The sequence below is a fragment of the Mesomycoplasma molare genome, assembly GCF_024918955.1.
Lineage (GTDB): Bacteria > Bacillota_I > Bacilli_A > Mycoplasmatales > Metamycoplasmataceae > Mesomycoplasma_A > Mesomycoplasma_A molare.
On sequence record NZ_CP103423.1, the window covers coordinates 530,169 to 555,137 of the forward strand.

Genomic DNA, 24,969 nt, shown 5'->3' on the forward strand with positions numbered 1-24,969 from the left:
CTTTATTTTTTGAAAATTGTTTTACCTAAATTTTCATATAATTTTACTTTGTCTCTTAATAATTTAAAAGCTTTTTGTATTGTATCGGTATTTAAAAGATCTATGCCAGAATCTTTTAAAATTTCTAATGGTCAGTCTTTTGCGCCTGTGCTTAAAAAGTTTTGAATATATTTTTCTAGTTCATTAATCCCATTTTCTTTATATTTTTGGAAAAATATATTTGCAACTATATAACCAACAGAATATTTATACACATAGAAATTATAGTAAAAATGAGGAACCATAACAGCATAAACATTGCTTTTTTGCCCTATTTTTTCTTTATTTTTCTTATTAGTGTATTTTTGTAAAACAGATACATAAACCTTTTCAAAACTTTCAAATGTTTTCATAGGGATAGAATTATCAATATTTTTATATATTTCAAATTCATAATTTGCTCATTGACACTGTTTTACTACTGTTGACATGAAATCTTGAATTGATTTTTCTAATAAATAAAATTTCATTTTTTTATCTTTAGTATTTGAATACATATAATCAAATAACATTAATTCATTAAAAATCGAAGCAATTTCTGCTAAAAATATTGGATAAGAAGCTAGTTCAAATGGTTGGTTACTATCAGAATATCAAGAATGCATTGAATGACCTATTTCATGCGCCAAAGTAGCAACTGAATTTAATGTACCATCGAAATTCATTAATATATATTTTTTATCTACTGAATAATGAGCGCCTATAGAATAAGCGCCTCCTCTTTTATTTTCGACATGAATATAATCTACTCATTTTTCTTCAATCGCTTCTTTTACTTTATTTAAATATTTTTCTCCTAAAGGAGTTATTGCTTTAAAAAGTAAATCTTGGGCTTCTTCAATTGAATATTTTTCTTTTACATCAACTAAAGATAAAGCGCTGTCTCAAGGTTTATAATTCTTTTTATATTTTAATTTAAAGAATTTTTTTCTTAGATCTAAAAATTTATCATAAATATCTGCATTTGATTGAACATTAGAAAATAAAGTATTTAAAAAGTCAACAGGAATTTTATCTTCAAAAATTTCTTTTTCAACAAGAGAATTAAATTTTCTAGTTGAAGCTAAAACTGATTTATTTCTTAAATGTTGTTCTAATAAAGAACTGAAAGTTTGCTTATGAGCTAGATATCCATCTAAAAAATTTCTTTGAGCTTGCTTTCTAATATTTTCATCTTTATTTTTAAGTAATTTTAAATAGTTAGAAGTATTTAAAACAATATTTTTATTATTTTTATCAACAATATTTTTAAACTTAGTCTCTGAATCTCTCAAAATAGCAAAAGTTGAATATAGAGAAACATCTCCTTTTTTAGTTTCTGAAATATAATTTTCTATTTTATCGTCCAATTTATGATGTTCTCTTTGTAAAATTGATTCAATTTCTTTTCAATGATTTTTTAATCTTTTATCTGATTTTCATTGATTTATTTTTTCTATGTTGGCAAAAAAATCATTTTCTTCTGAACCAAGATTTTTTATAAAATCGTTGTATTTAGTCATTAATAATGCAAAATTTTTAGAAGTTTCTACATCTATTAAATTTATGTTATTTTTATTTGATAAGTAATTATATATTTGATTAAAATATAAATTAAAATCTTTTCTTAGATCGGCATATAAAATAAAGTTTTCTATATCTTGAAATCTTTTCGCTTTTTGAGAGATTACTTTTTGTGAATAAGCTTCAAAATCATTTAATCATTCTTCAACAGTTTTATTTTTTAATATAAATTCTAAGTCAAATTTATATTTATCTGGAACTTCTTTATAATTTTTATATTGTTTCATTTTTTCCTTCTTTATCAACTTTATTAAAATAAATTATTTATTAATCATATTATTAAATTCTTCTTCAGTTATTTGTTTTATTTTATTTTTTTCTGCAGATTTTATTTTTGATTCACCAGGATCGTCTCCTACTATTAAATAAGATGTTTTAGAGGTAACAGAGTTTGATAGTATTCCTGAGTGCATAGTTATTATATTTTTAATTTCATTTCTTGATTTAGAAAGTGTACCAGTTATTACAAAAGATAAATTTTCTAAATTTTTACTTTCTATTTTATGAATTTTTTTAACAAATTTTAAATCTATATCTTTTAATTCTTCCAGTAATTGGATATTATCACTATTGCTAAAAAAGTTTTTTAATTCTTCAATAATAATTTCTCCAAATTTATCTACATCTACAAATTTTTCATAATCATAATTTAGCAATTCATCTATGCTATTAATTCTTTTTCCTATTTCTATAGAACCTTCTATTCCTACGTTTTTTATCCCTAAAGCATAAATGAATTTACTAAATTCAATTGTTTTAGATTCTTCAATAGCTTGTAATAATTTAGTAGTTGATCTCATTTTGAACGTTTTTTGCTTTGTATTTTCTTCTAAATTGTCTAATTCTGTTAATTTTCTAATAGAGTCTTTTAGTTTAAATACATCTATAACATTTTTTATAATTCCTTTTTCATAAAAATTTTCAATAGTTTTTTTTGAAAGTGTTGAAACATCGAAAGCTTGTTTAGAAAAGAAATGTATAATTTTTTTAATATTTTTTTCTTTACAAGAGTTATTGATACAAAATTGTTCTTTTTCCGTTTCTTTCAATTCGCTATTACAACTAGGGCAGAATTTAAGAATTTTAATATTAGTTTCATCAAATTGTTTAACAGAGGCTATTACTTGTGGAATTATTTCTCCTGATTTTTTAATATAAACTTCTTCGTTCAAACGAATTTTTAAATTTATTATATTAACAAAATTATGTAAATATGCTTTGGAAACCAGTGTACCATTTAATAAAACTGGCTTTAGTTTTGCTACATAAGCTATTTTCCCCGTTCTACCTACGTTATATTCTATATCTAATAATTTTGTTTTAACCATTTCATCATAAAATTTAAATGCAATGGCTCCTTTCGGGTATTTAGAAGTCGATCCTAATTCTTCATAAAATAAATTATTATTTACTTTTATAACAACACCATCTATTTCATATTCTAAATTGTCCCTATTTAGTTCAATAAACTTTATTTCTTTATTTATTTCTTTTGCATCACTTACTTTTTTACCTAAATCATTAGTAATAAATCCTTGTAATTTTAGAAAATCTATTATTTCACTATGTGAATTTAAATTATGTTTTAACGGTTCTATTACTTGATAGAAAAAACCTTTAATAGATTCCATTTCTATTTTAGAAATATTTTTTAGTTTTCTAACTATCCCTGCGGCAGCATTTCTTGGATTTAAAAAAAGATTTTTTCTTTCTAATTTCGGAAGTGTTTTTAAAGGTCTAGTAATGTTATTTTGTTTTATATATTCATTATTTTTTTTAATTTCTTCATATTCATCTATTTTTTGTTGAATTAAAGAATTTAAAAAGATAAAATCTTTTTTACTTATGTATAATTCTCCCCTAATTTCTATATTTTCAAAATAATTAATAGTTCTAGGAAAAAAATCTATTTTAGTTAGCAAAATATTTTCTATAATATTTTCACCTTCTGTTCCATTTCCTCTTGTTAATGCTCTTACTAATTTTCCTTTTTCATAGTGTAGTGCAATTGATAAACCATCAATTTTTGGTTCAATATAAAACTCGTTTATTTCCTTTATATTCTCTTTAGAATCATTAACAAATTTTTCTATTTCTGAAACAGAGTAAGCTTTATTTAAGGAAAGCATCGGAAAATTATGCTTTATTTTTTCAAATTGAACACTTTTAAAATTATGAATTTTTTGTGTAGGTGAATTTTTATTTTCTTCAAAAGTAAACAAATGAAAGAACTTATGTTCTAATTCAATAAGTTCTTTCATTTTATCTTCGTATATTTCATCACTTATTTCTTGAATATTTTTCTCAAAATATAATTCATCGTGATATTCTATTTCTTCTCTAAGGTTTTTGATGATTTCTTTTATTTCTTCTTCACTTTTATTTTTGATTTTTATTTCAGTTTTTTTTCTCATTTTTTCCTTAAAATTGTTGAATAGTATAAAGTCAAAAGGTAGGTAAAGGACCTATTATATTTTGTTCAATTAAAATAACAAAAATTATAAAAGAAATCAAAAGGAATATGAATAAATAATCAAATCACTTAAATGATAAATGACGGTATTTTGTTCTTTTTTTGTAAGGATCATAACCTCTAACTTCCATAGCATTTGCTAAATCTTCTGCTCTAGAAAAAGATAAAACAAATAAAGGGATTGTTAATGTAACCATTGATTTTACTTTATCTTTTATTTTTCCGTGTTTAAAATCAACACCTCTCGAAGCTTGCGCTTTCATTATTCTGTTAGCTTCCAATAAAAGTGTTGGAATAAATCTTATCCCTATAGTTATAATCATAGCAATAATATTTGTATTTATTTTAACTAATTTTAAAGGAGAAATCAAATCTTCGATAGCGCTTGTAAGTAAAATTGGTTTGGTTGTATATATCAATAGAGTTGTTACGATAACCATGCAATAAATTCTTAAACCTAAAACGAAAGCTCTAACGAAAGAAAGTGTTGTATACTTAAAAACAGTAAAACCAAAATTTATTTCAAAAAAAGTTTTTTTAACAAAGTTTAAAGATTCTTCGTGATTTAAACCAAATAAAGAAAAATCAGGTTTTTCAAAATTACTAAAGTCATTTAAAATAAACCCAAATATTACTGACATAAAAATAAACACAAAAATTGATAATTTAGCTAACTTTAATAAATGGAACGGTTTTCCTGTTGTTGTTACAAAAATTATTAGTATAGGTACAATTAAAAAACTTAATGTAAGTAAATGTGAAGTAACAAAAAATAATGTAATGAAAATTATATTAAAAATTAATTTTAACCTTGGATCTAATTTGTGTAAAAAAGTATTTTTACCAACATATTTACCAATAGAAATATTCATATTATTCTTCCTTTCTTAAGTTATTAATTTTTTCAGCTAAATCTTCAATTTTTCTTACTTTACCTAATTTTATCCCTTTATATTCTATTTTTTTAACAAGGGTTAAAAGTTTTGTTGGTTGCATATCATTTTTTAACAAAAATTCATTATCGCTAAGAATATCAAATGTATCTCCATCTTTTATTATTTTACCCTTTTTAAAAACAATAGTTCTTTTAGTTCAAGCGAGAGCATTGTCTAAATCATGAGTAACTATAACTATAGTTTTGCCGGATTTATAAAGATTATCAAAAATTGCTAATGTTTCATTAATACCTACAGGATCTAAACCCGCTGTTGGTTCATCAAAAAAAATAATATCTGGCTCCATAGCTAAAATACCTGCTATAGCAACCCTTCTTTTTTGTCCTCCCGATAAGTCAAAAGGTGATTTTTGTAGGTAGCTTTCATCTAACCCTACAAGTTTTATGATTTTCTTAGCATTTTCTAAAGCTTTTTCTTTAGGTACACCCATTGAAATTGCACCAAAAATTATGTCTTTTTCAATAGTTTGTTCAAATAATTGATATTCTGCAAATTGAAAAACCACTCCCACTCTTTTTCTTATTTGCTTTATTTTTTTACCTTTTAATCCTTTAAAAAATGATGGTTTTTTTAAAACCACTCTTTCTTTAATTTCGTTATTTTGCTTGTCTTTGTTAATATATAAAAATTCTATTTCACCTAGATCAGGAAAAATTAAACCATTCATATGCTCAATAAATGTTGTTTTACCGCTACCAGTTTGCCCTATTATAGAAATAAATTCTCCTGGGTTAATTTCAGTTGAAACTCCATCAAGGGCATTAAATTTAGTAGGTAGATCTCTATCATAAACTTTAACTATATTATTTATTTTAATTTGCATATTTCCTCTATTAATTTTTCTTCGTCATAAGTAGTTTCTATTCCTTTAATTAAACTTGAAACTTTATAGATAAAAGGTGAATCAATTTTAGCTTTTTCTAAAATATTTTTATCATTAAGAATTTTTCTCGGATTACCTTGTGCGATAACTTGCCCTTGTGATAAAACTATTACCTCATCTGCTAAGATAGCTTCATCCATGTCATGAGTTATAGAAATTAGTGTTTTTTCCCTAGTTGCTTGAATTTCCTTGATTATATTTAGAACATCGAATTTACCTTTCGGATCTAGCATTGAGGTGACTTCATCAAAAATTATTATTTTTGGATTAAGTGCCAAAATAGAAGCGATAGCTACCCTTTGTTTTTGCCCTCCAGAAAGAGACTGAGGTTCTCTTTCTAATTGATCAACCATATTAACTTTAGTTGCTAAATCTAAAATGATTTTTTTCATTTCTTTTGTTGATATTAATCTATTTTCTAGACCAAACGCTATATCGTCTTCTACTGTTGCTCCCACAAATTGATTATCAGGATTTTGAAAAATAATACCAATATGGGATCTTACTGCACTTAAAGTTTCTTTAGATAATAAAATATCATTTACTCAAACTTCACCAGAATTAGGTTTTATAATTCCCGTTAATACTTTAGATAAAGTCGATTTACCTGAACCATTATGACCTAAAATAGCAATGTATTTACCTTTTTCGAAATTTAAATTAATATTATTTAATACTAATTTAGCTTCACTTTCATCATAACTAAAAAACACATCTTTAACTCTTATCATAATATATGGAATTATACTATAATTTATAATCTTTATTTTAATATTAAATTTGCTGAATTTAGATAGGAACGAAGAAGTAAACTAGCACCAAGTTTAACACCACCAAAATATCTAACAACAATTAAAATTTTATTTTCTATATTTTTAATTTTCAATAAGTTTAATAAAGGCTTTCCAGCTGTTCCAGAAGGTTCTTTATCATCACTCATTCCATGATAAATTATTCCATCAGATTCTTTTACAACATAAGCATAACAAATATGTCTAGCTTTTTTGTGTTCTTGTCTTAAATTTTCAATTATTGTTTTAACTTCAGATTTCTCTTTTATATCAAAAATAAAAGAATAAAATTTAGATTTTTTTATTTCGTATAAATTATTCATTATTTAAGTTTAAATTGAACATTTCCTTCTGCTATAACATGAGATTTAATCTTAGATAAAACTTGACCTAAATTTATTACATCAAAATTTTCTCTTTCTTCAAATTTTATTTTTTCATCTAGAGCATAAACTGTTAAAGTGTATATTCCATCTTTTTCTGTTGCATTAGGTATTTTTATTAAACCATAAGAATTTGCAATATATCTAAAAATTTCATTACTACTGTTAAATTCACTTGCTAATTTAGTTGATAAATGTGTACCAAACGTATTTACATAATGGAATTTTTGTGTAGAATCTACATTAAATTCATTAATTTGTTCACTTTTAATTTTAATAATTGTATTATCAGCTTTTATATTTGTTTTTAATCAAAAAATTAAAGGTACACCATATGTTTTTACTTCAGCATTTCCTAATAAAGTAATAACATAGGACTTAGCTTTTTCAATATTTTTAAATTCTAAGGGTATAGAGAAATTGTGAAAATAGTTATTATGAATTTTTCCAACAAAAAAATCTTTTAGATATAAATTGTTATTTTCTTTATAAAAAGCATTAGAAAATATTTCTATAGTTTCTTTTAAATTATCTTTATAAAAATATATATTATTTGATTCTAATCCTTTGTTTAATTCTTCAACTGTTTTATTGTTTTCTATTAGGTTTTCTAATTCAAAAGTGTATTTTGTTCTATATAAAAAAGTGTAAAAACCTTGTTCTATAACTTTTCCTTTTATTAAATTTTGAAAATCATCAAAAAATAAACCATTTTCTTTCTTATAATTTGAGTTTTCCAAAATATTTTCACAATTTAGTGCATAAACTCTTAATTCATAATTATGATCACTTTCCACGGGAAATGGACCAACAAAATAATCGTTTTGTTTTTCGTTTGATAAATTCTCTAATAAAGGATTTTTAATGAGTGAACTTATTGTGTTTTCAAATTGTAATATTTTATCTTTGTTTTGAAAAGAAAAATCTCAACCTAATTTATTAGTTTTAATATTTGCTGCTATCCAATGAATAAATGGTACTCCTAAAGATTTAGAAGCCTCTTTATCTATCAATGTTATCGCGTATGATTTTGCTCCTTTTATTTTTTTTCATTTAATCGGGAAGCTTACCGAATTATTTTTTAAATTACCATTACCAAATTGTGTTTCTAAAACACCTTTTTTAACATTTTTTACTATTATTTTCATATCTAGAATTTTAACAAAATAAAAACACATAGTTAAAAAAACTATGTGTTTTTCAAGATAAATTATTTTCTAATTCCTAATTTTTCTATTGTCGCTTTATATGAATCAAAATTTGTTTCTTTTAAATAAGATAAAAGTTTTTTACGTTTATTTACCTTAGCCATAAATCCACGTTTTGAATGTTTATCTTTTTTATTCACTTCAAAGTGTTTTTTTAATGATTCAATATCTTCTGTCAATATAGCGATTTGAACTTCAATCATACCTGTGTTTTTTTCGTTTCCACCAAATTCGATTGTTAATTCTCTTTTACGTTCTTTTGAAACCATAATTTCTCCTTAAAATTTATATGATCTAAACCCAGTTAAAACCTGAACGAAAATGTTATAACCGAGCAAAAATTATTTTTATAAATTTTACCACAATTATTTATTAAGTGTTAATAATTTAATAAAGGAATCTGCTTTTAAAGAAGCCCCACCAACTAATGCACCATTGATATCTTTTTGAGACATTAATTCTTCAATATTACTTGGTGATACAGAACCACCATATTGAATAACAACTTTTTTAGAAGTATTTTCTCTAATAAATGAACAAATATCTTGAGCTATTTCTGCTGTGGCAGTTTTTCCAGTACCTATTGCTCAAACTGGTTCATATGCAATAATAACTTTTGAAAAATCTTCTACACCCGCAAGTGATTCTTTTAATTGTTTGGCAATAACATCTTTTGTTTGTCCTGCCTCATATTCTTCTAATGTTTCCCCAACACAAACAATAGGTGTTATATTTTCTTTTATTGCTTGTAAAGTTTTTTTATTTACAACTTCGTTAGTTTCATTAAAATATTGTCTTCTTTCAGAATGACCTAAGACAACCATACTTACCCCTAAATCTTTTAACATTGAGGCTGAAACTTCTCCTGTATACGCTCCTGAATCAAAATTAGAAAAATTTTGTGCTACTGATTTAAAAATTTTATCTTTTAATAAAAATAAATTTGTAAATGGAGCAGCAATACCGAATTCTATTTTTTTATTTATTTTTCTTTTATTATTTAAATATTCTTTTTCGAAATCTGATAAAAATTCTTGAGTTTCATGTAAATTTTTATTCATTTTTCAATTTCCAATAATTACTAATTTTTTCATTTTTCTCCTATTTTTATAAAATTATACAAAATTTTAAATAGAAATATATTTTATAATTGAAATTATTAAAAGATTTTATTTAAAAATAAATAATTTAAAGTTGATAAAAAAAACTAATAGAAATTATTCTATTAGCTTCAATTTATTAAATTTAAATTATTGTTGAAAAATCATTTTTAAGAAATTAATTTGTTCATCACTTATGTCTAGAATACCAAAAGCGACTGCCTCTAAACCTGTATGAATAGCTATTGTATTAGGAATATCAAATAACTCAATTTTGCTATTTGAATAACTTTCAAATTCTTCTTTTATTTCATTAATTTCTTTATTTCCTGAATGAATAATTATGGTTCTTAAATTTTTTATATTAGATTTATAAAGATCAAAATTTTCTTTATAAAAATTGAATAAAGTCTTTCTAAAAATTCTTCCTTTACCCTCTTTTTGCAATTTACCATTTTCTAATTTTATAACAGGAACAATTTTTAGTAGTTTTGCTATAGAAGCTGCTGATGGACTTAATCTTCCGCCTCTAACTAAGGCATCATTATATTTGGGAATTAATAAGAATTTACCTTTATAATCTTCTTCCATTTTTTCTATTGCAGAATCTAAATTCATATTTTTCATTACATTATTTCTAAAATTCAATATGTCTATTATTGACAATAGTGTAACTTTATTAGATTTTACAACATAAACTTTTTTGTTATTTGAAAAAGTTGCCTTTAAATTAGCATATTGAGATGATAAACCTTCACTAATGGGATAAATTATTATTTTGTCATATTTACTATTTAAATATTCTACTAATTCTAAAGCTGAACCTAATGGTGTAGCAGAAGTTGAAACTTTAGATTTTAAAGTTACATGTTTTAAAATTTCTCCTGATTCTAAATCTATTCCATCTGCAAATTCTTTATCATCAATATTTATATATAAAGGTAAAAAATATAAGTCCATTTTCTCTGCCATTTTTTTTGTTAGTCCTGTTGCGGAATCTACTATAATTGCTATTTTCATAAATTTAATTATATAATAATTTTGTATATTTTTCAAAAATTATAACTCTTATAAAAAAGGAAGAAAATAATAAAATTTAGTATAATTTGACATAATAAAAAGGAGAAAAATGAAAGAAAAATTGATCTTAGATTTGGAAAAAAGAGGCATTTTAAAAGATATTACAAATAAAAACAAATTTATAAATCTACAAAAAAATGAAGCTATTTATGCTGGTTTTGATCCTACCGCAATTTCTTTACACTTAGGAAATTACATTCAAATTTCTGTGTTGTTAAGATTAAAAAGATATGGAGTAAAAGTAATTGCATTAGTAGGTGGTGCTACGGGTATGATAGGAGATCCTTCTTTTAACCTTAGCGAAAGAAAACTCTTAGATTTTGATGAAATAGAAAAGAATAAAAATTCTATAAAAAATCAACTCTCTTCTTTTGGTATAGAAGTTTTTGATAATTATGAAATTTACAAAAATATGAATGTTTTAGAATTTTTAAGAACAATTGGAAAAAATTTGAATGTTAACTACATGATTTCTAAAGATTCTGTTGCTGATAGATTAGAAACAGGATTGTCCTTTACTGAATTTTCATATCAACTTATTCAAGGTTGAGATTTTAAGTATTTATATGAAAATTTTAATGTAATAGGACAACTTGGTGGTTCAGATCAATGAGGAAATATTACAAGCGGTATTGAAATAATAAGAAAAAACATAGGCGATCAACATAAAGCTTTTGGTATTACAACAAATTTATTAACAGATAAAAATAACAAAAAATTCGGTAAATCAACAGGTGGTGGTTCTTTATGATTAAATAAAAACTTAACTTCTCCTTTTCAAATGTATCAATTTTTACTTTCTCAGGATGACGAAGTAGTTGAAAGACTTTTAAAATACTTAACCTTTATAGAAATTGAAGAAATTGAAAACATAATTAATAAACATCAGTTAAAAAAATCAGATAAAATCGCCCAAAAAACTTTGGCTTTTGAAGTCGTAAAAGATATTCATGGTGTTGAAGAAGCTAATAATGCAGTTAAAATAACTAATATTTTATTTAATAAAGGTGATTTGGAACAATTAACTATAGAAAATATTCAGCAACTTAAAAATTCTATTCCCTTTATTAAAATCGATAAAATAGAAAACGCTTCTCAATTATTGTTAGATAGCAAAATTATATCTTCTAAAAGAGAATTAAGAGAATTTCTAGCACAATGTTCAATATCTATTAATGGATCGGTAATAAAAAATGAACAAGATTCAGTTGATACTAATAAATTTGAAAATAAATTTATTTTAGTAAAAAAAGGAAAGAAAAATTACTTTGTTTTAGAAATTAAAAAAGAGGAAAAATAATGGATGAAATTATTATAATTGAGTTATCTAAAGAATTAGACATTAAACCTATTTACATTAAAAGAGTTTTAGAATTGCTTGAGGATGATAACACAATCGCTTTTATTTCTAGATATAGAAAAGATTATACAAATGGTTTAGATGAAATTCAAATTAAAGAAATCTATGATCGTTATAAATATAATCTAAAATTAAACCAAAGAAAAGAAGCTATTATTAAAAGCTTAAAAGAAAAAGACATTTTAACTCCGGAACTAGAAACTTCAATTTTAAACACAAAAAAACTTATAGAACTAGAAAATCTCTATAAACCTTACTCTACAGGTAAAAAAACGAAAGCAAACATCGCTATTGCGAAGGGATTAAAACCGTTCGCTTTATTTTTACTTTCCCTAAATAAAAAAGTTTCTTTAGAAAATGAAGCAAATAAATACATCGATTCTTCAAAGGGAGTTAATAATTTGGATGATGTTATAGAAGGATCCAAAGACATTATAGCTGACATAGTAAATAATGACTTAGAAACTAGAAACAAATGACTAGATTTGATTTATGCACACTCTAAAATAACTACTAAATTGAAAGATAAAGAAAAGGATGTAGAAAACAAATATCAAATTTACTACAATTTTTCAAAACCTATAAAGTACTTACAAAGTTATCAAATAATGGCCCTAAATAGAGCATATGATAAAAAAATTATTTCTTTTTCTTTTGAATACAAAAAAGATTTTTTAACAAAGTTTATTGTTAATAAATATACGAAAAAAGTGCAATGAGAAGGTCAAAAATACATTGAAGATGCTGTTAAAAATGGGCTAAAAAGACTTTTAATTCCTAGTGTTGAAAATCAAGTTTATTCTGAATTATTATCTAAAGCCCAAGAAAAAAGCGCTAATATTTTTACAAATAATTTAACTAATCTTTTATTACAAAAACCAATAAAAAATAAAACTATTTTAGGATGAGATCCTGCTTATAAAACCGGATGTAAATTAGCTGTTGTTGATTCCACAAATAAAGTTCTAGAAATAGATGTAATTTACCCAACTAAACCTCGTAATAATAACGATTTAATTGATGCTGAAAATAAAATTATAAATTTATTAAAAAAATATAATATAGACTTAATTGCCATTGGTAATGGTACTGCTAGTTGAGAAAGTATTCAATTTATTTCTAAAGTTATACAAGATAATAAATTAAATGTTAACTTTATAATAACTTCAGAAGCAGGAGCTTCCGTCTACTCCGCTTCAAAAGTTGCTATCAAAGAATTTCCAGATTTATCAGTCGAACAAAGATCTGCAATTAATATAGCTAGAAGAAATATCGATCCTTTAGCAGAACTTATAAAAATAGACCCAAAAAGTATTGGAGTTGGTCAATATCAGCACGATATTCCTTCTAAATTATTGGATGAAAAATTAGAGTATTCTGTTACAAGTTGCGTAAATAAAGTAGGGGTTGATGTTAATACTGCTTCAACAAATTTATTATCGTACATATCTGGTATTAATTTAAAAATTGCAAAAAATATAGTATCTTATATTATAAAAAATGAAAAAATCAAAAATAGAAATGAACTTTTAAAAATTTCTGGAATTAGTGAAAAAATATTTCAACAAGCTGCTGGTTTTTTGAGAATTTCTGATTCAGATGAATTTTTAGATAAAACCTCTATACACCCCGAACTATATGAAAAAACATATAAAATCATTAATCACTTTAATTTAGAACTTAAAAATTTAGATAAAATAAAAGACATAAGCATTGAAAAAATAGTCAAAGAATTAAAACTAGACTATTATGAAACAAAATTAATAGTAGATAATCTTTCTAATCCTCTTAGAGATTATCGCGATGATTTAAGTGACCCTATTTTAAGAAATAATATTATTGAAAAAGAAAAATTAGAAATAGGAATGCAATTTAAAGGAATAATTAGAAATATAACAGAATTTGGCGCTTTTATAGAAATCGGACTAAAAGACGATGTATTTTTACACATTTCTAACTTTAATGATAAAGAAATTAATATAAACGATGTTGTTAATGTAGAAATATTTCAAATTAAGCCTGAAGGTAATATTACTGTTAATTTAATTAAAGAATAAAAACAAAAAACCTAGATTATCTAGTGTTTTTTTATATAATTAAAAAATGAAAATAGGAATTTTTGGTGGATCTTTTGATCCCATACATAAAGGGCACATTGAAATTGCGAATGAATCTATTAAAGTTTTAAGGCTAGATAAATTATACTTTGTTCCAGTTTATAGAAATCCTTTTAAAAGTAAAAATAGTTATGCAAATTGAGAAGATAGAGTAAAAATGATAGAGGATGTAAAACCTGATAAGAGCGAAATTTCTCTTTTTGAAATAAAAAGAAAAGGAATAAGTTACACAATTGACACTGTATCATATTTTAAAAATAAGTTTCCTAATGATGAGATTTACTTAATATTAGGATCGGATAATTTAGATAAATTACACAAATGAAGAGAAATTGAAAATATTTCTAAAAGTGTAAAAATTGTTATTTTTAAAAGAAGTAAAAAAATTAATAAAGAAAATATAAAGAAATTTAATTGTATACTTTTAAATAATAGAATATTTGAATCTTCTTCAACGGAAGTTAAATTTGGTAATTTTAAAAATCTTTTTCCTCAAACCTTAGAATATATAGGAAAAAACTTTCTTTACATTTTAGACATTTTAAACAACACAACTGATGCAAAATTAAATAAACATTGTCGTTTTACCGCTTCTTTAGCGGCAGAGTATGCTAAACATTTAGGTTATGATGCTAAAATTGCTTGATTTTCAGGACTTGTTCATGACTTAACTAAAAAATGAACTATAGAAATCCATAGAGAATTTTTAATTGCAAATAATCTAGATGAATCAAAATATCCTGATTACAAACTACATCAGACAACGTGTTCACTATGGCTTGAAAAATATTATAAAGTAAATAATCCTGAAATAGTTAGAGCAATTTCTGTTCACACATCATTAGATTTAGAAATGGGTACTTTGGATAAAATTGTGTTTATGGCTGATAAATTATGCCAAGGAAGAAAATGAGAAGGAATCCAAAAAATCAGAGAACTTGCATTTCAAGACTTTGACTTAGCTTTCAAAAAAGTTGTAGAACATATAAAACAATTTAATTTAAATAAAACTTCTGTTTCAGAGGAGCAATTAAACATTTATGATTACTGAATTTCAAAATATTAAAAATGCTATAATAATAGCAGATCCAAACGAAGTAAATAATTTGACTAAATATAGTTGAAAACTAGTTCAAAAAATTAATTTATTAAATAAAATATTTTATATTTATCAAAAGAATAACAAACAAATTGTTTTAGTTTATTCCGGTATAGGACTAATAAATGCAGCCAGCACAACTGGTATTTTGTTATCAAAATTTTCTGGAATAGAAAATATTTTTAACTTTGGCGCAGTAGGCGCATTTTCAAAAAATTTAAATATATATGATGTAGTTATTCCGAAGCACTTTTTTAATCTCGATGTTAAAACACCTTGATATGAAGATGGCAAAACACCAGGTGAAGAGGCTTTTTTTACAAATAAATTAATTTCACTTGAGAAATTTTCGAAAGTTAATCTTTGCTCTTCAAATTCTTTTATTTTTGACAAACAACAAGCTAAAACATTTCAAGAAAAATTTAATTGCTCTATTTTTGATATGGAAAGCTTTGCAATTGCTCAAATATCTTTTCAAAATAAAATTAATTTTTACTCTTTTAAAGCTATATCAGATAAAATTGGTCAAAACATTGAGCATGTAGATAATATAAACAAGAGAATTGCGCATGCTTCAGAACTAGCTTTTAATGAATTAATTGATTTTATAGATCAAAATTATTAATTTATCTTATATTTTTTTTTATATATTATAATTATAATTTAATTATGGCAAAAATTATAGTAGGTTTATCTGGCGGAGTTGATTCATCTGTATCAGCACATTTATTACAAAAACAAGGACACGAAGTAATAGCTGTTTTTATGAGAAATTGGGACTCTATTGTTAACAATGATATTTTAGGAAACAATTACTCTCAAGAACAATGTACACAAGAACAAGATTGAGAAGATGCAAAAGAAGTTGCTAAAAAATTAGGAATACCTATTTTTAGAAAAGATTTTATTCAAGAGTACTGAGATTACGTTTTTCAATATTTTATAGATGAATATAAAATAGGAAGAACACCTAATCCTGATATTTTGTGCAATAAATATATAAAATTTGATAAATTTTTAAATTACGTTTTAAGTGAATTTGATGCCGATTATATTGCTATGGGTCATTATGCTAAAACTGTTGGTGATAAACTTTTTAGAGCAAAAGATAAAAATAAAGATCAAACTTATTTCTTAGCTCAACTAAGTAATTTCCAACTATCAAAAACAATTTTCCCTTTAGCAGATTTAGAAAAATCAGAAGTTAGAAAAATTGCTGATGAACTAGGATTAATAACAGCTAAGAAAAAAGATTCTACAGGTATTTGCTTTATAGGAGAAAGAAAGTTTACTGATTTTTTACAAAATTACATCCCTTCTCAGCCAGGAAATATTATAGATATTAAAACTAAAAAAATTGTAGGTTCTCATATTGGGGCGATGTATTATACATTAGGGCAAAGAAAAGGCTTAAATTTAGGCGGTATGAGTGAGCCTTATTTTGTTGTTGGACACAATATATCAAAAAAAGAAATTTATGTTGCTCCTGCTTCTGAAAAAGAATGATTAATATCTGATGAATTAGAAGCTATTAATTTGAATCTAAATGATTGAAATTTTAATCCAAACAACATAACTGCTAAATTTAGATACAGACAAAATGATGTTCCTATAAAAATTAAAATAATTGATGAAAATAAAGTAAGAGTATTTTATCCCCAAGGAGCCGAAGCTGTTACACCTGGGCAACAAATAGTTTTTTATGATGGTGAAAAATGTTTAGGCGGGGCAACAATAAATAAAATATATAGAAAAAATAAAGAAATTAATTACGTTTAGGAGTATATTATGCTTACATCTAAAGAAATAAGAAACTTATGATTAAAGTATTTTGAATCAAAAGATCATTTAATTGTAGAAACAAAATCTCTCGTTCCATTAAACGATCCTTCTTTATTATGGATTAATTCTGGAGTTGCTACTTTAAAAGATTATTTTTCAGGTAAAAAAATTCCTCCAAAAAAAAGATTAACTAATTCACAAAAATCTTTAAGAACTAACGACATTGAAAATGTAGGTTTTACAACTAGACATCATACAATGTTTGAAATGTTAGGAAATTTTTCGATTGGAGATTATTTTAAATCAGAAGCGATTGAAATGGCTTATGATTTTTTAATTAACGTTTTAAAATTAGATAAAGAAAAGTTATATTTTACTTATTTTTCAGAAGATTTAGAAACAAAAGAAAAGTGATTATCAATGGGTATAGAAGAATCACACATCATTAAAGGTAATAAAGACACCAATTTTTGAGATATTGGTTCAGGGCCTTGTGGTCCATGTACAGAAATATTTTTCGATAGAGGAGAAAAATTTGATAAAAGAGGGCTTGAGCTTCTACAAAACGACGAAGAAAATGACAGATTTATTGAAATATGAAATATTGTTTTTTCACAATTTAACAACGATGGGGAAGGAAATTATACTGAATTAACTCAAAAAAACATAGATACAGGTGCTGGTTTTGAAAGACTAGTATCTATTTTACAAAATGCTCCCACTAATTTTGATACAGATTTATTTTTACCAATAATCAAAGAGATTGAAAATTTTACTAACTATAAATATGATCCTGAAAATTACTTCAAAAAAGACAAAGAAATTGAAAAAATAAATGTTAAATTTAAAATTATAGCAGATCATATAAGAGCTGTAGTTAATGCTATAAATGATGGCGTTAGTCCTTCAAATGTCTCTAGAGGATATATAATAAGAAGATTAATTAGAAGAGCTTATAGAGCAGGTTTACAATTAGAAATTAAAGAAAAATCTTTTTTATTTAAACTAACTGAAGTTGTAAAGTCCTCTTTACCTTTTAATATAAATGTAGAAAAAGTTTCTAAAATTATTAAAGATGAAGAAATGTTATTTTCACAAACGATAGAACAAGGTCAAAAACTTTTAGATTTAGAACTTAAAAAAAATAAAGATCAATTCGATTTAAAAATCGCCTTCAAACTTTTTGAAACTTATGGTTTTCCTATTGAACTAACACAAGAGATTCTAAAAGAAAAAGGGGTGACTATAAATATTTCTGACTTTGAAAAACTTAAAAAAGAACATGCAGAAATTTCTAGAAGTTCTAAAAAAGAAGGAATGAAAAAAGTAATTAATTCTCTAAATTTAGTTCAATATAAAATTTCTGAATTCATAGGTTATGACTCTTTAGAAACAACAGCAAAAATTCTATTTCTTGCCGATTCTGAAAAAGAATTACCTTCTTCTCACAATCAAAAATTATCATATGTAATTTTTGATAAAACGGTTTTATATGCAACTGGCGGTGGACAAAAACACGATCAAGGTTATATAATCCAAAACAATATTAAAATTCCTGTTTTAGAAGTCTTTAAAGATAAATTTGGAAATAATGTTCATGTTGTAAAAGGAAAATTAGAAAAAAATAAAGAAGTAAATATTTTTGTAAACGAAGATAATAGAATAAAACTAGAAAGAAATCACTCTAGTACTCACCTTCTTTTTAAATCATTAAGAGAACAATATGGAAGTTTTATCAAACAACTGGGTTCAGATAATAATGAAAATAGGCTAACTTTCGATTTCCCTTTGGAAAAAAAACCAACAGAAGAAGAAATTCAACAAATTGAAAATAGAATTATTTCTTATATAAAAAGTGAAACTAATCGTAAATACCTAGAAACAGATATCAAAACCGCAGAACAAATGAACGCAATCATGACGTTAGAAGAAACAGAATATATGGATCCTAATAATGTAAGATTGGTTGAATTTAAAAACATAACTGTGGATTTATGTGGTGGTACACATATAGAAAATACTAAACTTATTGAAAATTTTAAAATTGTTTCTGTAGAAAATAAAGGAACTGGTATTTTTAGAATTAGAGCAATAACATCAAATCAATTAGTTGATGAATTTTACGATAAAGAAATAGAAAAATCAAAAGAACTTTTAAATAATATACTTTTAAAAATACAACAATTAGATTCCAATTATGTTTTAGAACAAATTAATTATGATAACAAGAAAAATGCACTGGAAAAATTGAAATTTTTAATTGAAAAATCTAGAGAAAAACACAAAGAACTTCTCAAAAATACAACTAAAAAAGAATTCAATCAAGAAATTAACACTATAAATTTTAATAGTAAAGAATTTTATATAAACATTGATTTAGATAGTAATTCTTTGAAAAATAATGCAGCACACTTAAGAGAAAAACACCCTAATATAACATTTATTTTAGGTTCTAAACAAAAAGATAAAATTATTATTGTTGTTGCTTCTAAAAGTTTAAATTCCAAAGAATTATTTATAAAAATAACTTCTCATTTCTCAGGTTCCGGAGGGGGAAATGAGATAATGGCACAGGGTTCTGTTAAAAATATTGATAATTTTAAAGAAAATTTAATTGAATTTTTAAAAAATGAATAAAAGAAAATTAGGTATAGACTTAGGAACAAAAACTTGTGGTTTTGCAATAAGTGATCCTTTTAACATAATTGCTACTGGTTTGGAAAATTTCTTTTTTAAAGAAAATGATTTTAAATCAGTAATTGAAAAAATAAGAGAATTTACTAAGTTGTATAATATTGATATTTTCGCTTTAGGATATCCATTAAAAATGAGCGGAAATAAAAGTGAAAGAACTTTAATGGTAGAGAATTTTAAAAAGTTATTAGAACAAAATTTCGATATCCCAGTTATTTTAATAGATGAAAGAGAAACAACCAAAAATGCAGAACAATTAATGATTAATGCTGGATTATCAAGAAAAAAAAGAAAAAAACATAAAGATAAATTAGCTGCTCAACTAATATTAGAAGATTACTTAATGAGGTTATAATGAAAGAAAAAATTAATTTAAAAGATAAAAATAGGGAAATAGAAATAAATTTTCAAAATTTAAATAATAAAGTTGAAAATATAAAAGTAACTACCTTATTTTCTACTGATATTGTTGGAGAATCAATATTTTTTGCCTTTGATGAAAATAAAGAAATTTTTTCCTTCAAATATAATGAAGAAAAAGATCTATATATGCCTTTGGAAAATGATGAAATAGAAATTGCAGAAGACATTTTAAATGATTTTATAGACGAAAATAAAGAAAATTTTTATTTAGAAAATGAAAAAATTAATATATTTGATTTTTTTAATTTCGAAGAAATAGAAGAATAAAATGGACACAACAAGAATTGCATTAATTATTTCTATGTTTGTTGTTTTAATCATCGGTTTTGCTATTTATTTCATCTTAAGAATAAAGGCTTATAAATTAAGACAAAAACTAATTTTAACTGACAAAAAATTTGAATTAGAAGAAATAAAACTGTCAAATGAAAATATTGAAAAAATTACTAATACTGACTTAATAGTTGAGGAATTTGAATTTATTTTTAATAGCATTAAAATAAATGATTATAATAAAAATTTATTTATAGAAAATTCAAATAATGCTTTTATTTTAGCTAAAGACATATTCAAAGATAAAGAAATTTATGAAGCAGATATAAATAATCTAGAATCTTACTTAAAAAAAGAAAACTGGGATTTTATTTTTTTCAATTACGAATTAATAAATGGGAATTTAGTCAGAGAGTCAATAAAACAATTAAAAAAGGGCGGAATGATTATTTTAAAAGAAGCTAAAAATAAAAAGATAGAAAATGAAATTTTAGAATTTTTAAAAACAAAAAAAATTAAGTATGAATTTAAGAAAAATAAAAATAGTTTTTTATTAATAGTAATTTAATTTGGTAAAATTAAATAATCAAATAAGGAGATAATGAGTCAACAAATGAAAAAGAAAAATGATAATGAAATTCTACTAACTCAAGAACGTTTAGATACTTTTAAAAATGAGCTACAACATTTGATTAATGTAGAGCGTCCAAAAGTAATTGAAGATATTAAAGATGCTAGAAATCAAGGAGATTTATCAGAAAACGCTGAATACGATGCTGCTAGAGAGAAACAAGGTATAATAGAAGCTAGAATATTAGAATTAGAAAATATTATTTCTAAAGCTAAAGTTATAAAAGAAGTATATAAAGGTGATACTGTATCAATTGGATCAAAAGTAAAACTAAGATTATTTGATGCAAAAAATAAAGAAAATGAAGGAAAAATATTAGAAGTACAAATTGTTGGTTCATTAGACTCAGATCCGATGGCATCTAAAATTTCCAATTTATCACCTTTAGCTAGTGCAATATTAAATCAATCAATTGGTGAAAAAATAGAAGTGGAAGCTCCTGAAAAATACTCTGTTGAGATTTTAGAAATAGCAAAATAAAAGTTAGTTAGAGTTTTACATAAATTAATCTAACTAACTTTTATTTTATAGTTCTATGGGTGCAATTAACATATGGTGGCTCATATCGGACTTGAACCGATATGCAATCTCTTGCGGGAGGTTTTGAATCTCCTGTGTCTACCATTTCACCAATGAGCCTTATCTGTAAAAAATTATAATATAAAAGAGATGAATATGAAAGAAAATAAGAAAAAAAATATTTTATTTAAAACAGTTTTAGCAACAATGACTATAGTACCTCTTAGTTCAATTGGTGTTGCTACTTATTTTTTACTTAAAAATGAAATTAACGATACTTCCGATCTCATAATTTCCGATCTAAATATTAAAAAGAATTCAATAAGTGACTTTATTTCTGTTCAAGCGGATGTAGAAAATGCTTCAGATATTCTTCCTAGTGAAGCTCTTAAAAAAGAAAATGAAAAATATTTTAGAAGTTATTTAAGATATAGTTTAAAACCAGATGCAAGCATTAACGATATTTTAGAAGAATATGACGTTGAAATAAATAAGATCGAAAATAGTGAAGATGATTTTAATGGAACATTAAAAATAAAAATGCAAGCTACTTCTAAAGTGAATAAAGACATTAAAGAAGAAAGAATTTTTATCGTTTCAGGTTTTAAATCAACAAAAGTTGGTGATATAAGGTTTAAAAACAGACTAAATAAAGTGCTTAATAATTTTCAATTTATCCAAAAACAAGAAGTAAATAGCATTAATTATAGCGAATTTAACCAAAATACTTTTTTTAACTTTTTTGATTTAGATGCGGATGATTCAAATGAAGAAAGAGTATTTAATAAAGTTGAAAATGAATACTTTTTAAAAGAAAATATGAATTATAAAGCAAATATAGAGCTTTTAAAAGAAACATACAATAATCATAATAAAACTATTGATGTAATTGTTAGTTTCTCCCACTCTGCTTTTAAAAATTTCTCTTATGGAAAAGTCTTTACTTTAGAAAACATCAATTTAAACTTAAACCAAGAAGAAAATACTAATTACAACAATTCTATTTTCAATAACAACATTAATCCTTATAATCTAAAATTTGAAAAAGAAGTATATAATATTTTCCCTTCATCCTTTAGTGAAAAATCAGATGTTATTATAAAAGATTTTTCTAATATAAATCCTAATATTTCAATTAAATTAATAAAAGAAAGTATTAATGATCAAAATGGGAATATAGACTTTCTAGTTACGGATAAAATTACCAATTTTAGTAAAGTTTTCAATTTTAAACTATTTAATTTTGATAAAATTAGTAACGACATTTTCAATATTACTCAAATCAATAAAAACTATATAAATAATTCTTATAATATAATTTCAAAAAAAGACTTAGCTGTTTATACTTTAAACTCCAGTGATAAAACTCTTAGATACAAAACTATTGGAGAAGAAATAGAAAAATACTTTAATAGCCAAGAATTTAAAAATAGATTTTTACCTTTTAAAATAGACGCTGAAATATTTAAATATTCTCTAACTAAAAATTTTAAAATTGAAAACAATAAATTAAATTTTGTTTTAAAAAATTGAAATGGAGATGAAAATAATTTATTTATTCCATTTCAAACACCAGCATCTGATGAGAAAAATATTTCTTTAGATTTTGAGGAAAATCCTAAAATAAAAAGTAAGGAAGATGTATTACAAGATATAAAAAATAGAACTATTTCCATTCATTATATAGTTAATGAAAACGAAAATACTTCTAGAATAATAAGCGGTACTGCTTGAGTTTTTGATAGAGTAAAAAACACTAATACTTATTATTTAGCAACAAACATCCATGTCGTTTCAGAACTTACTAAAAACATGGATAAAATTTCATCTTTTTCTTATAGTTTTAATACAAAATACACAAAATTACCACATTTAAATAGTCCAATAACAACAGAAGGGGTAACTTATAACCAAGTCTTTAAGAGATTAGATAGAAGAATTAATCACTCATTTGCAGAAAAAAGTATTAATAAATCTAGATTTATAACTAAAGAATCTGAAGAATTTTGAAAAAATTTAGAAGTGATTAATTTAGGCGTTGATACTCCTAATAAAGGAGAATATAGTGATTTTGCTTTAATAAAAGTAACTTTCCCTAAAGATAAAATTATTAAAAATATTTTTAATCAACAATATGTAGATCAATATATTCCAGATCAAGCAAAATATTATAACGATAATAAATTGAACTTTTTTATAAGTGATAAAATAGAATTTCCACAAAACACCAGTGATAATAATAATTTATTACCTTTACCTATGGAATTAAATTATGCAGGATATTTAGGCGGAAATGAGTATGTAGAAGTTTCACAGTCACCTTATTTAAAATATGAAAATTTAATTCAAAAAGAACAAACAATTAATAATCAAAATTATAAATATAATAAAAGCATTATTAATCTACCTGGTGTTAACAGTGGGCATGGGATGTCTGGCTCTTTAGTTTTAAATCAATTTGGACAAGTTGTAGGAATATTTTGGGGGGGATTCTTTGACAAAGAAACCGCAAATGGCCTCTCTAGTGGAACGGGAATAATAGATACTTTATCAATTAAAAAAGGAAGTGAAAAAACTATTCTAAGAAAATGATTAGATAAAACTAAAAATATAATAACTGATTTAGATGAATATGAAGGGAAAATTAAATATTAATGGATTTAGAAAATATTAAATTAATAGTAGAATACAAAGAAAGAATTGATAAATATATAAGTGATAATAGTGAAATTTCCAGAAATGATGCCAAGGATTTAATATTAAATAAAAAAGTTTTTGTCAATGATGAAATACAAGTTTTAAAGCCTAATTTTTTTGTTTATGAAGGTCAAACTATTTCCATTAAAGAAATTCCTCAAAAAGAAATTAATATAAAACCTCAAAAAATGGATTTAAATATTGTTTATGAAGACAATGATTTAATAGTAATAGATAAACCTAGTGGTATAGTTGTTCATCCTGCTCCTGGAAATCTAGAAAATACACTTGTTAATGGATTACTTTATCATTTTAAAAATAATTTATCAAATATAAACGGACAAATGAGACCTGGAATACTTCATAGAATAGATAAAGATACATCCGGCTTATTAATTATTGCCAAAAATAATAAAGCCCACTCCTTTCTTTCAGAACAATTAAAAGAACATAAAATAAAAAGAAAGTATAAAGCAATAGTTGAAGGTTTTATTCCCAATGAAATTACGCATATCGATTTACCAATCGGAAGAGATCCTATGCATAGACAAAAAATGGCTGTTATTAAACAAAATTCTAAAAACGCAATTACTCATGTTTTTTTAGAAAAATTATTTACAATCAATTCAAAAAATTTTTCACTTGTACGTTGCGAGCTAGAAACAGGTAGAACACATCAAATAAGAGTTCATATGGCATATATTAAAAACCCTGTTTATGGAGATCCTCTATATGGAAAAAAGGTAGACGAATTTAATCAAAGATTACATGCCTATGAAATTGAATTTTTACATCCTAATGGTAAAATAATGAAATTTAATTCTGCTTTGCCTAAAGAATTTGAAATTGGCAATTAATTAATAAAAGTGCCAATTTATTTTTTTAATGTATAATTATT

Annotated in this window: 22 protein-coding genes and 1 tRNA gene; 12 read left to right on the plus strand and 11 right to left on the minus strand. The window is 24.0% G+C overall.

Annotated features, from left to right (window positions below; translation table 4 throughout):
- Positions 1–2: 2 nt before the first annotated feature.
- The 10 genes from pepF to NX772_RS02490 form a co-directional block, all read right to left on the minus strand.
- Complete coding sequence (pepF, locus tag NX772_RS02445; protein WP_027123448.1) at positions 3–1,829, minus strand: oligoendopeptidase F; 1,827 nt, start codon at positions 1,827–1,829, stop codon at positions 3–5.
- A gap of 33 nt (positions 1,830–1,862) precedes the next feature.
- Positions 1,863–4,016: an NAD-dependent DNA ligase LigA gene (gene ligA, locus NX772_RS02450; protein ID WP_051542186.1), complete on the minus strand. Its 2,154-nt coding sequence runs from the start codon at positions 4,014–4,016 to the stop codon at positions 1,863–1,865.
- Between the two features lie 7 nt (positions 4,017–4,023).
- On the minus strand, positions 4,024–4,947 hold the full coding sequence (locus NX772_RS02455; RefSeq protein ID WP_027123450.1) for an energy-coupling factor transporter transmembrane component T family protein: 924 nt from the start codon (positions 4,945–4,947) through the stop codon (positions 4,024–4,026).
- A gap of 1 nt (position 4,948) precedes the next feature.
- Positions 4,949–5,854 (minus strand): ATP-binding cassette domain-containing protein, encoded by a 906-nt coding sequence (locus NX772_RS02460; protein ID WP_027123451.1) that lies wholly within the window; start codon positions 5,852–5,854, stop codon positions 4,949–4,951.
- Complete coding sequence (locus NX772_RS02465; RefSeq protein WP_027123452.1) at positions 5,839–6,645, minus strand: energy-coupling factor transporter ATPase; 807 nt, start codon at positions 6,643–6,645, stop codon at positions 5,839–5,841. The genes NX772_RS02460 and NX772_RS02465 overlap by 16 nt, the downstream gene beginning before the upstream one ends.
- A 32-nt stretch (positions 6,646–6,677) precedes the next feature.
- Complete coding sequence (locus NX772_RS02470) at positions 6,678–7,028, minus strand: YigZ family protein (protein ID WP_027123453.1); 351 nt, start codon at positions 7,026–7,028, stop codon at positions 6,678–6,680.
- The gene (locus NX772_RS02475) at positions 7,028–8,236 is read right to left on the minus strand and encodes a YbhB/YbcL family Raf kinase inhibitor-like protein (RefSeq protein WP_169733382.1); all 1,209 of its coding nucleotides are present in this window, start codon (positions 8,234–8,236) and stop codon (positions 7,028–7,030) included. The genes NX772_RS02470 and NX772_RS02475 overlap by 1 nt, the downstream gene beginning before the upstream one ends.
- A 62-nt stretch (positions 8,237–8,298) precedes the next feature.
- Positions 8,299–8,565 carry a 30S ribosomal protein S15 gene (gene rpsO / locus NX772_RS02480; RefSeq protein WP_027123455.1) on the minus strand — a complete coding sequence of 89 codons (267 nt, stop codon included), beginning with the start codon at positions 8,563–8,565 and terminating at the stop codon, positions 8,299–8,301.
- A gap of 96 nt (positions 8,566–8,661) precedes the next feature.
- Positions 8,662–9,390 carry a triose-phosphate isomerase gene (gene tpiA / locus NX772_RS02485; RefSeq protein ID WP_027123456.1) on the minus strand — a complete coding sequence of 243 codons (729 nt, stop codon included), beginning with the start codon at positions 9,388–9,390 and terminating at the stop codon, positions 8,662–8,664.
- Positions 9,391–9,546: 156 nt separating this feature from the next.
- Entirely contained in the window at positions 9,547–10,416 is an 870-nt protein-coding gene (locus tag NX772_RS02490) for a DegV family protein (RefSeq protein ID WP_027123457.1), read from the minus strand.
- A gap of 109 nt (positions 10,417–10,525) precedes the next feature.
- On the opposite strand from NX772_RS02490, the gene tyrS reads away from it, so the two are divergent.
- Genes tyrS through greA form a run of 10 tightly spaced genes read left to right on the plus strand, consistent with a single transcriptional unit; the run spans position 10,526 to position 21,335 of the window.
- Positions 10,526–11,776, plus strand: coding sequence for a tyrosine--tRNA ligase (gene tyrS / locus NX772_RS02495; RefSeq protein WP_027123458.1), 1,251 nt, complete (start codon positions 10,526–10,528; stop codon positions 11,774–11,776).
- Positions 11,776–13,893: a Tex-like N-terminal domain-containing protein gene (locus tag NX772_RS02500; RefSeq protein WP_027123459.1), complete on the plus strand. Its 2,118-nt coding sequence runs from the start codon at positions 11,776–11,778 to the stop codon at positions 13,891–13,893. The genes tyrS and NX772_RS02500 overlap by 1 nt, the downstream gene beginning before the upstream one ends.
- 46 nt (positions 13,894–13,939) lie before the next feature.
- A complete protein-coding gene (locus NX772_RS02505) occupies positions 13,940–15,019 on the plus strand; it encodes a nicotinate-nucleotide adenylyltransferase (RefSeq protein WP_027123460.1) in 1,080 nt (359 codons plus the stop codon).
- Complete coding sequence (locus NX772_RS02510) at positions 14,994–15,677, plus strand: phosphorylase family protein (protein ID WP_027123461.1); 684 nt, start codon at positions 14,994–14,996, stop codon at positions 15,675–15,677. The genes NX772_RS02505 and NX772_RS02510 overlap by 26 nt, the downstream gene beginning before the upstream one ends.
- Positions 15,678–15,721: 44 nt before the next feature.
- Complete coding sequence (gene mnmA, locus NX772_RS02515) at positions 15,722–16,831, plus strand: tRNA 2-thiouridine(34) synthase MnmA (protein WP_027123462.1); 1,110 nt, start codon at positions 15,722–15,724, stop codon at positions 16,829–16,831.
- 9 nt (positions 16,832–16,840) lie between these two features.
- Positions 16,841–19,471 (plus strand): alanine--tRNA ligase, encoded by a 2,631-nt coding sequence (gene alaS, locus NX772_RS02520; protein WP_027123463.1) that lies wholly within the window; start codon positions 16,841–16,843, stop codon positions 19,469–19,471.
- On the plus strand, positions 19,464–19,883 hold the full coding sequence (gene ruvX, locus NX772_RS02525) for a Holliday junction resolvase RuvX (protein ID WP_027123464.1): 420 nt from the start codon (positions 19,464–19,466) through the stop codon (positions 19,881–19,883). The genes alaS and ruvX overlap by 8 nt, the downstream gene beginning before the upstream one ends.
- On the plus strand, positions 19,883–20,218 hold the full coding sequence (locus NX772_RS02530; RefSeq protein WP_027123465.1) for a hypothetical protein: 336 nt from the start codon (positions 19,883–19,885) through the stop codon (positions 20,216–20,218). The genes ruvX and NX772_RS02530 overlap by 1 nt, the downstream gene beginning before the upstream one ends.
- Position 20,219: 1 nt before the next feature.
- Positions 20,220–20,792 carry a BC85_0335 family putative methyltransferase gene (locus NX772_RS02535; RefSeq protein WP_027123466.1) on the plus strand — a complete coding sequence of 191 codons (573 nt, stop codon included), beginning with the start codon at positions 20,220–20,222 and terminating at the stop codon, positions 20,790–20,792.
- Between the two features lie 45 nt (positions 20,793–20,837).
- Positions 20,838–21,335: a transcription elongation factor GreA gene (greA, locus tag NX772_RS02540; RefSeq protein WP_027123467.1), complete on the plus strand. Its 498-nt coding sequence runs from the start codon at positions 20,838–20,840 to the stop codon at positions 21,333–21,335.
- A gap of 73 nt (positions 21,336–21,408) precedes the next feature.
- Here greA and NX772_RS02545 read toward each other — a convergent pair.
- Positions 21,409–21,494 (minus strand) — tRNA-Leu (locus NX772_RS02545).
- A 36-nt stretch (positions 21,495–21,530) separates the two neighbouring features.
- Here NX772_RS02545 and NX772_RS02550 point away from each other — a divergent pair.
- Both NX772_RS02550 and NX772_RS02555 read left to right on the plus strand, forming a co-directional pair.
- Positions 21,531–24,029, plus strand: a complete 2,499-nt coding sequence (locus tag NX772_RS02550; RefSeq protein WP_027123468.1) for a DUF31 family putative serine protease — start codon at positions 21,531–21,533, stop codon at positions 24,027–24,029.
- Positions 24,029–24,928, plus strand: coding sequence for an RluA family pseudouridine synthase (locus NX772_RS02555; protein WP_036450248.1), 900 nt, complete (start codon positions 24,029–24,031; stop codon positions 24,926–24,928). The genes NX772_RS02550 and NX772_RS02555 overlap by 1 nt, the downstream gene beginning before the upstream one ends.
- Positions 24,929–24,969 lie beyond the last annotated feature (41 nt).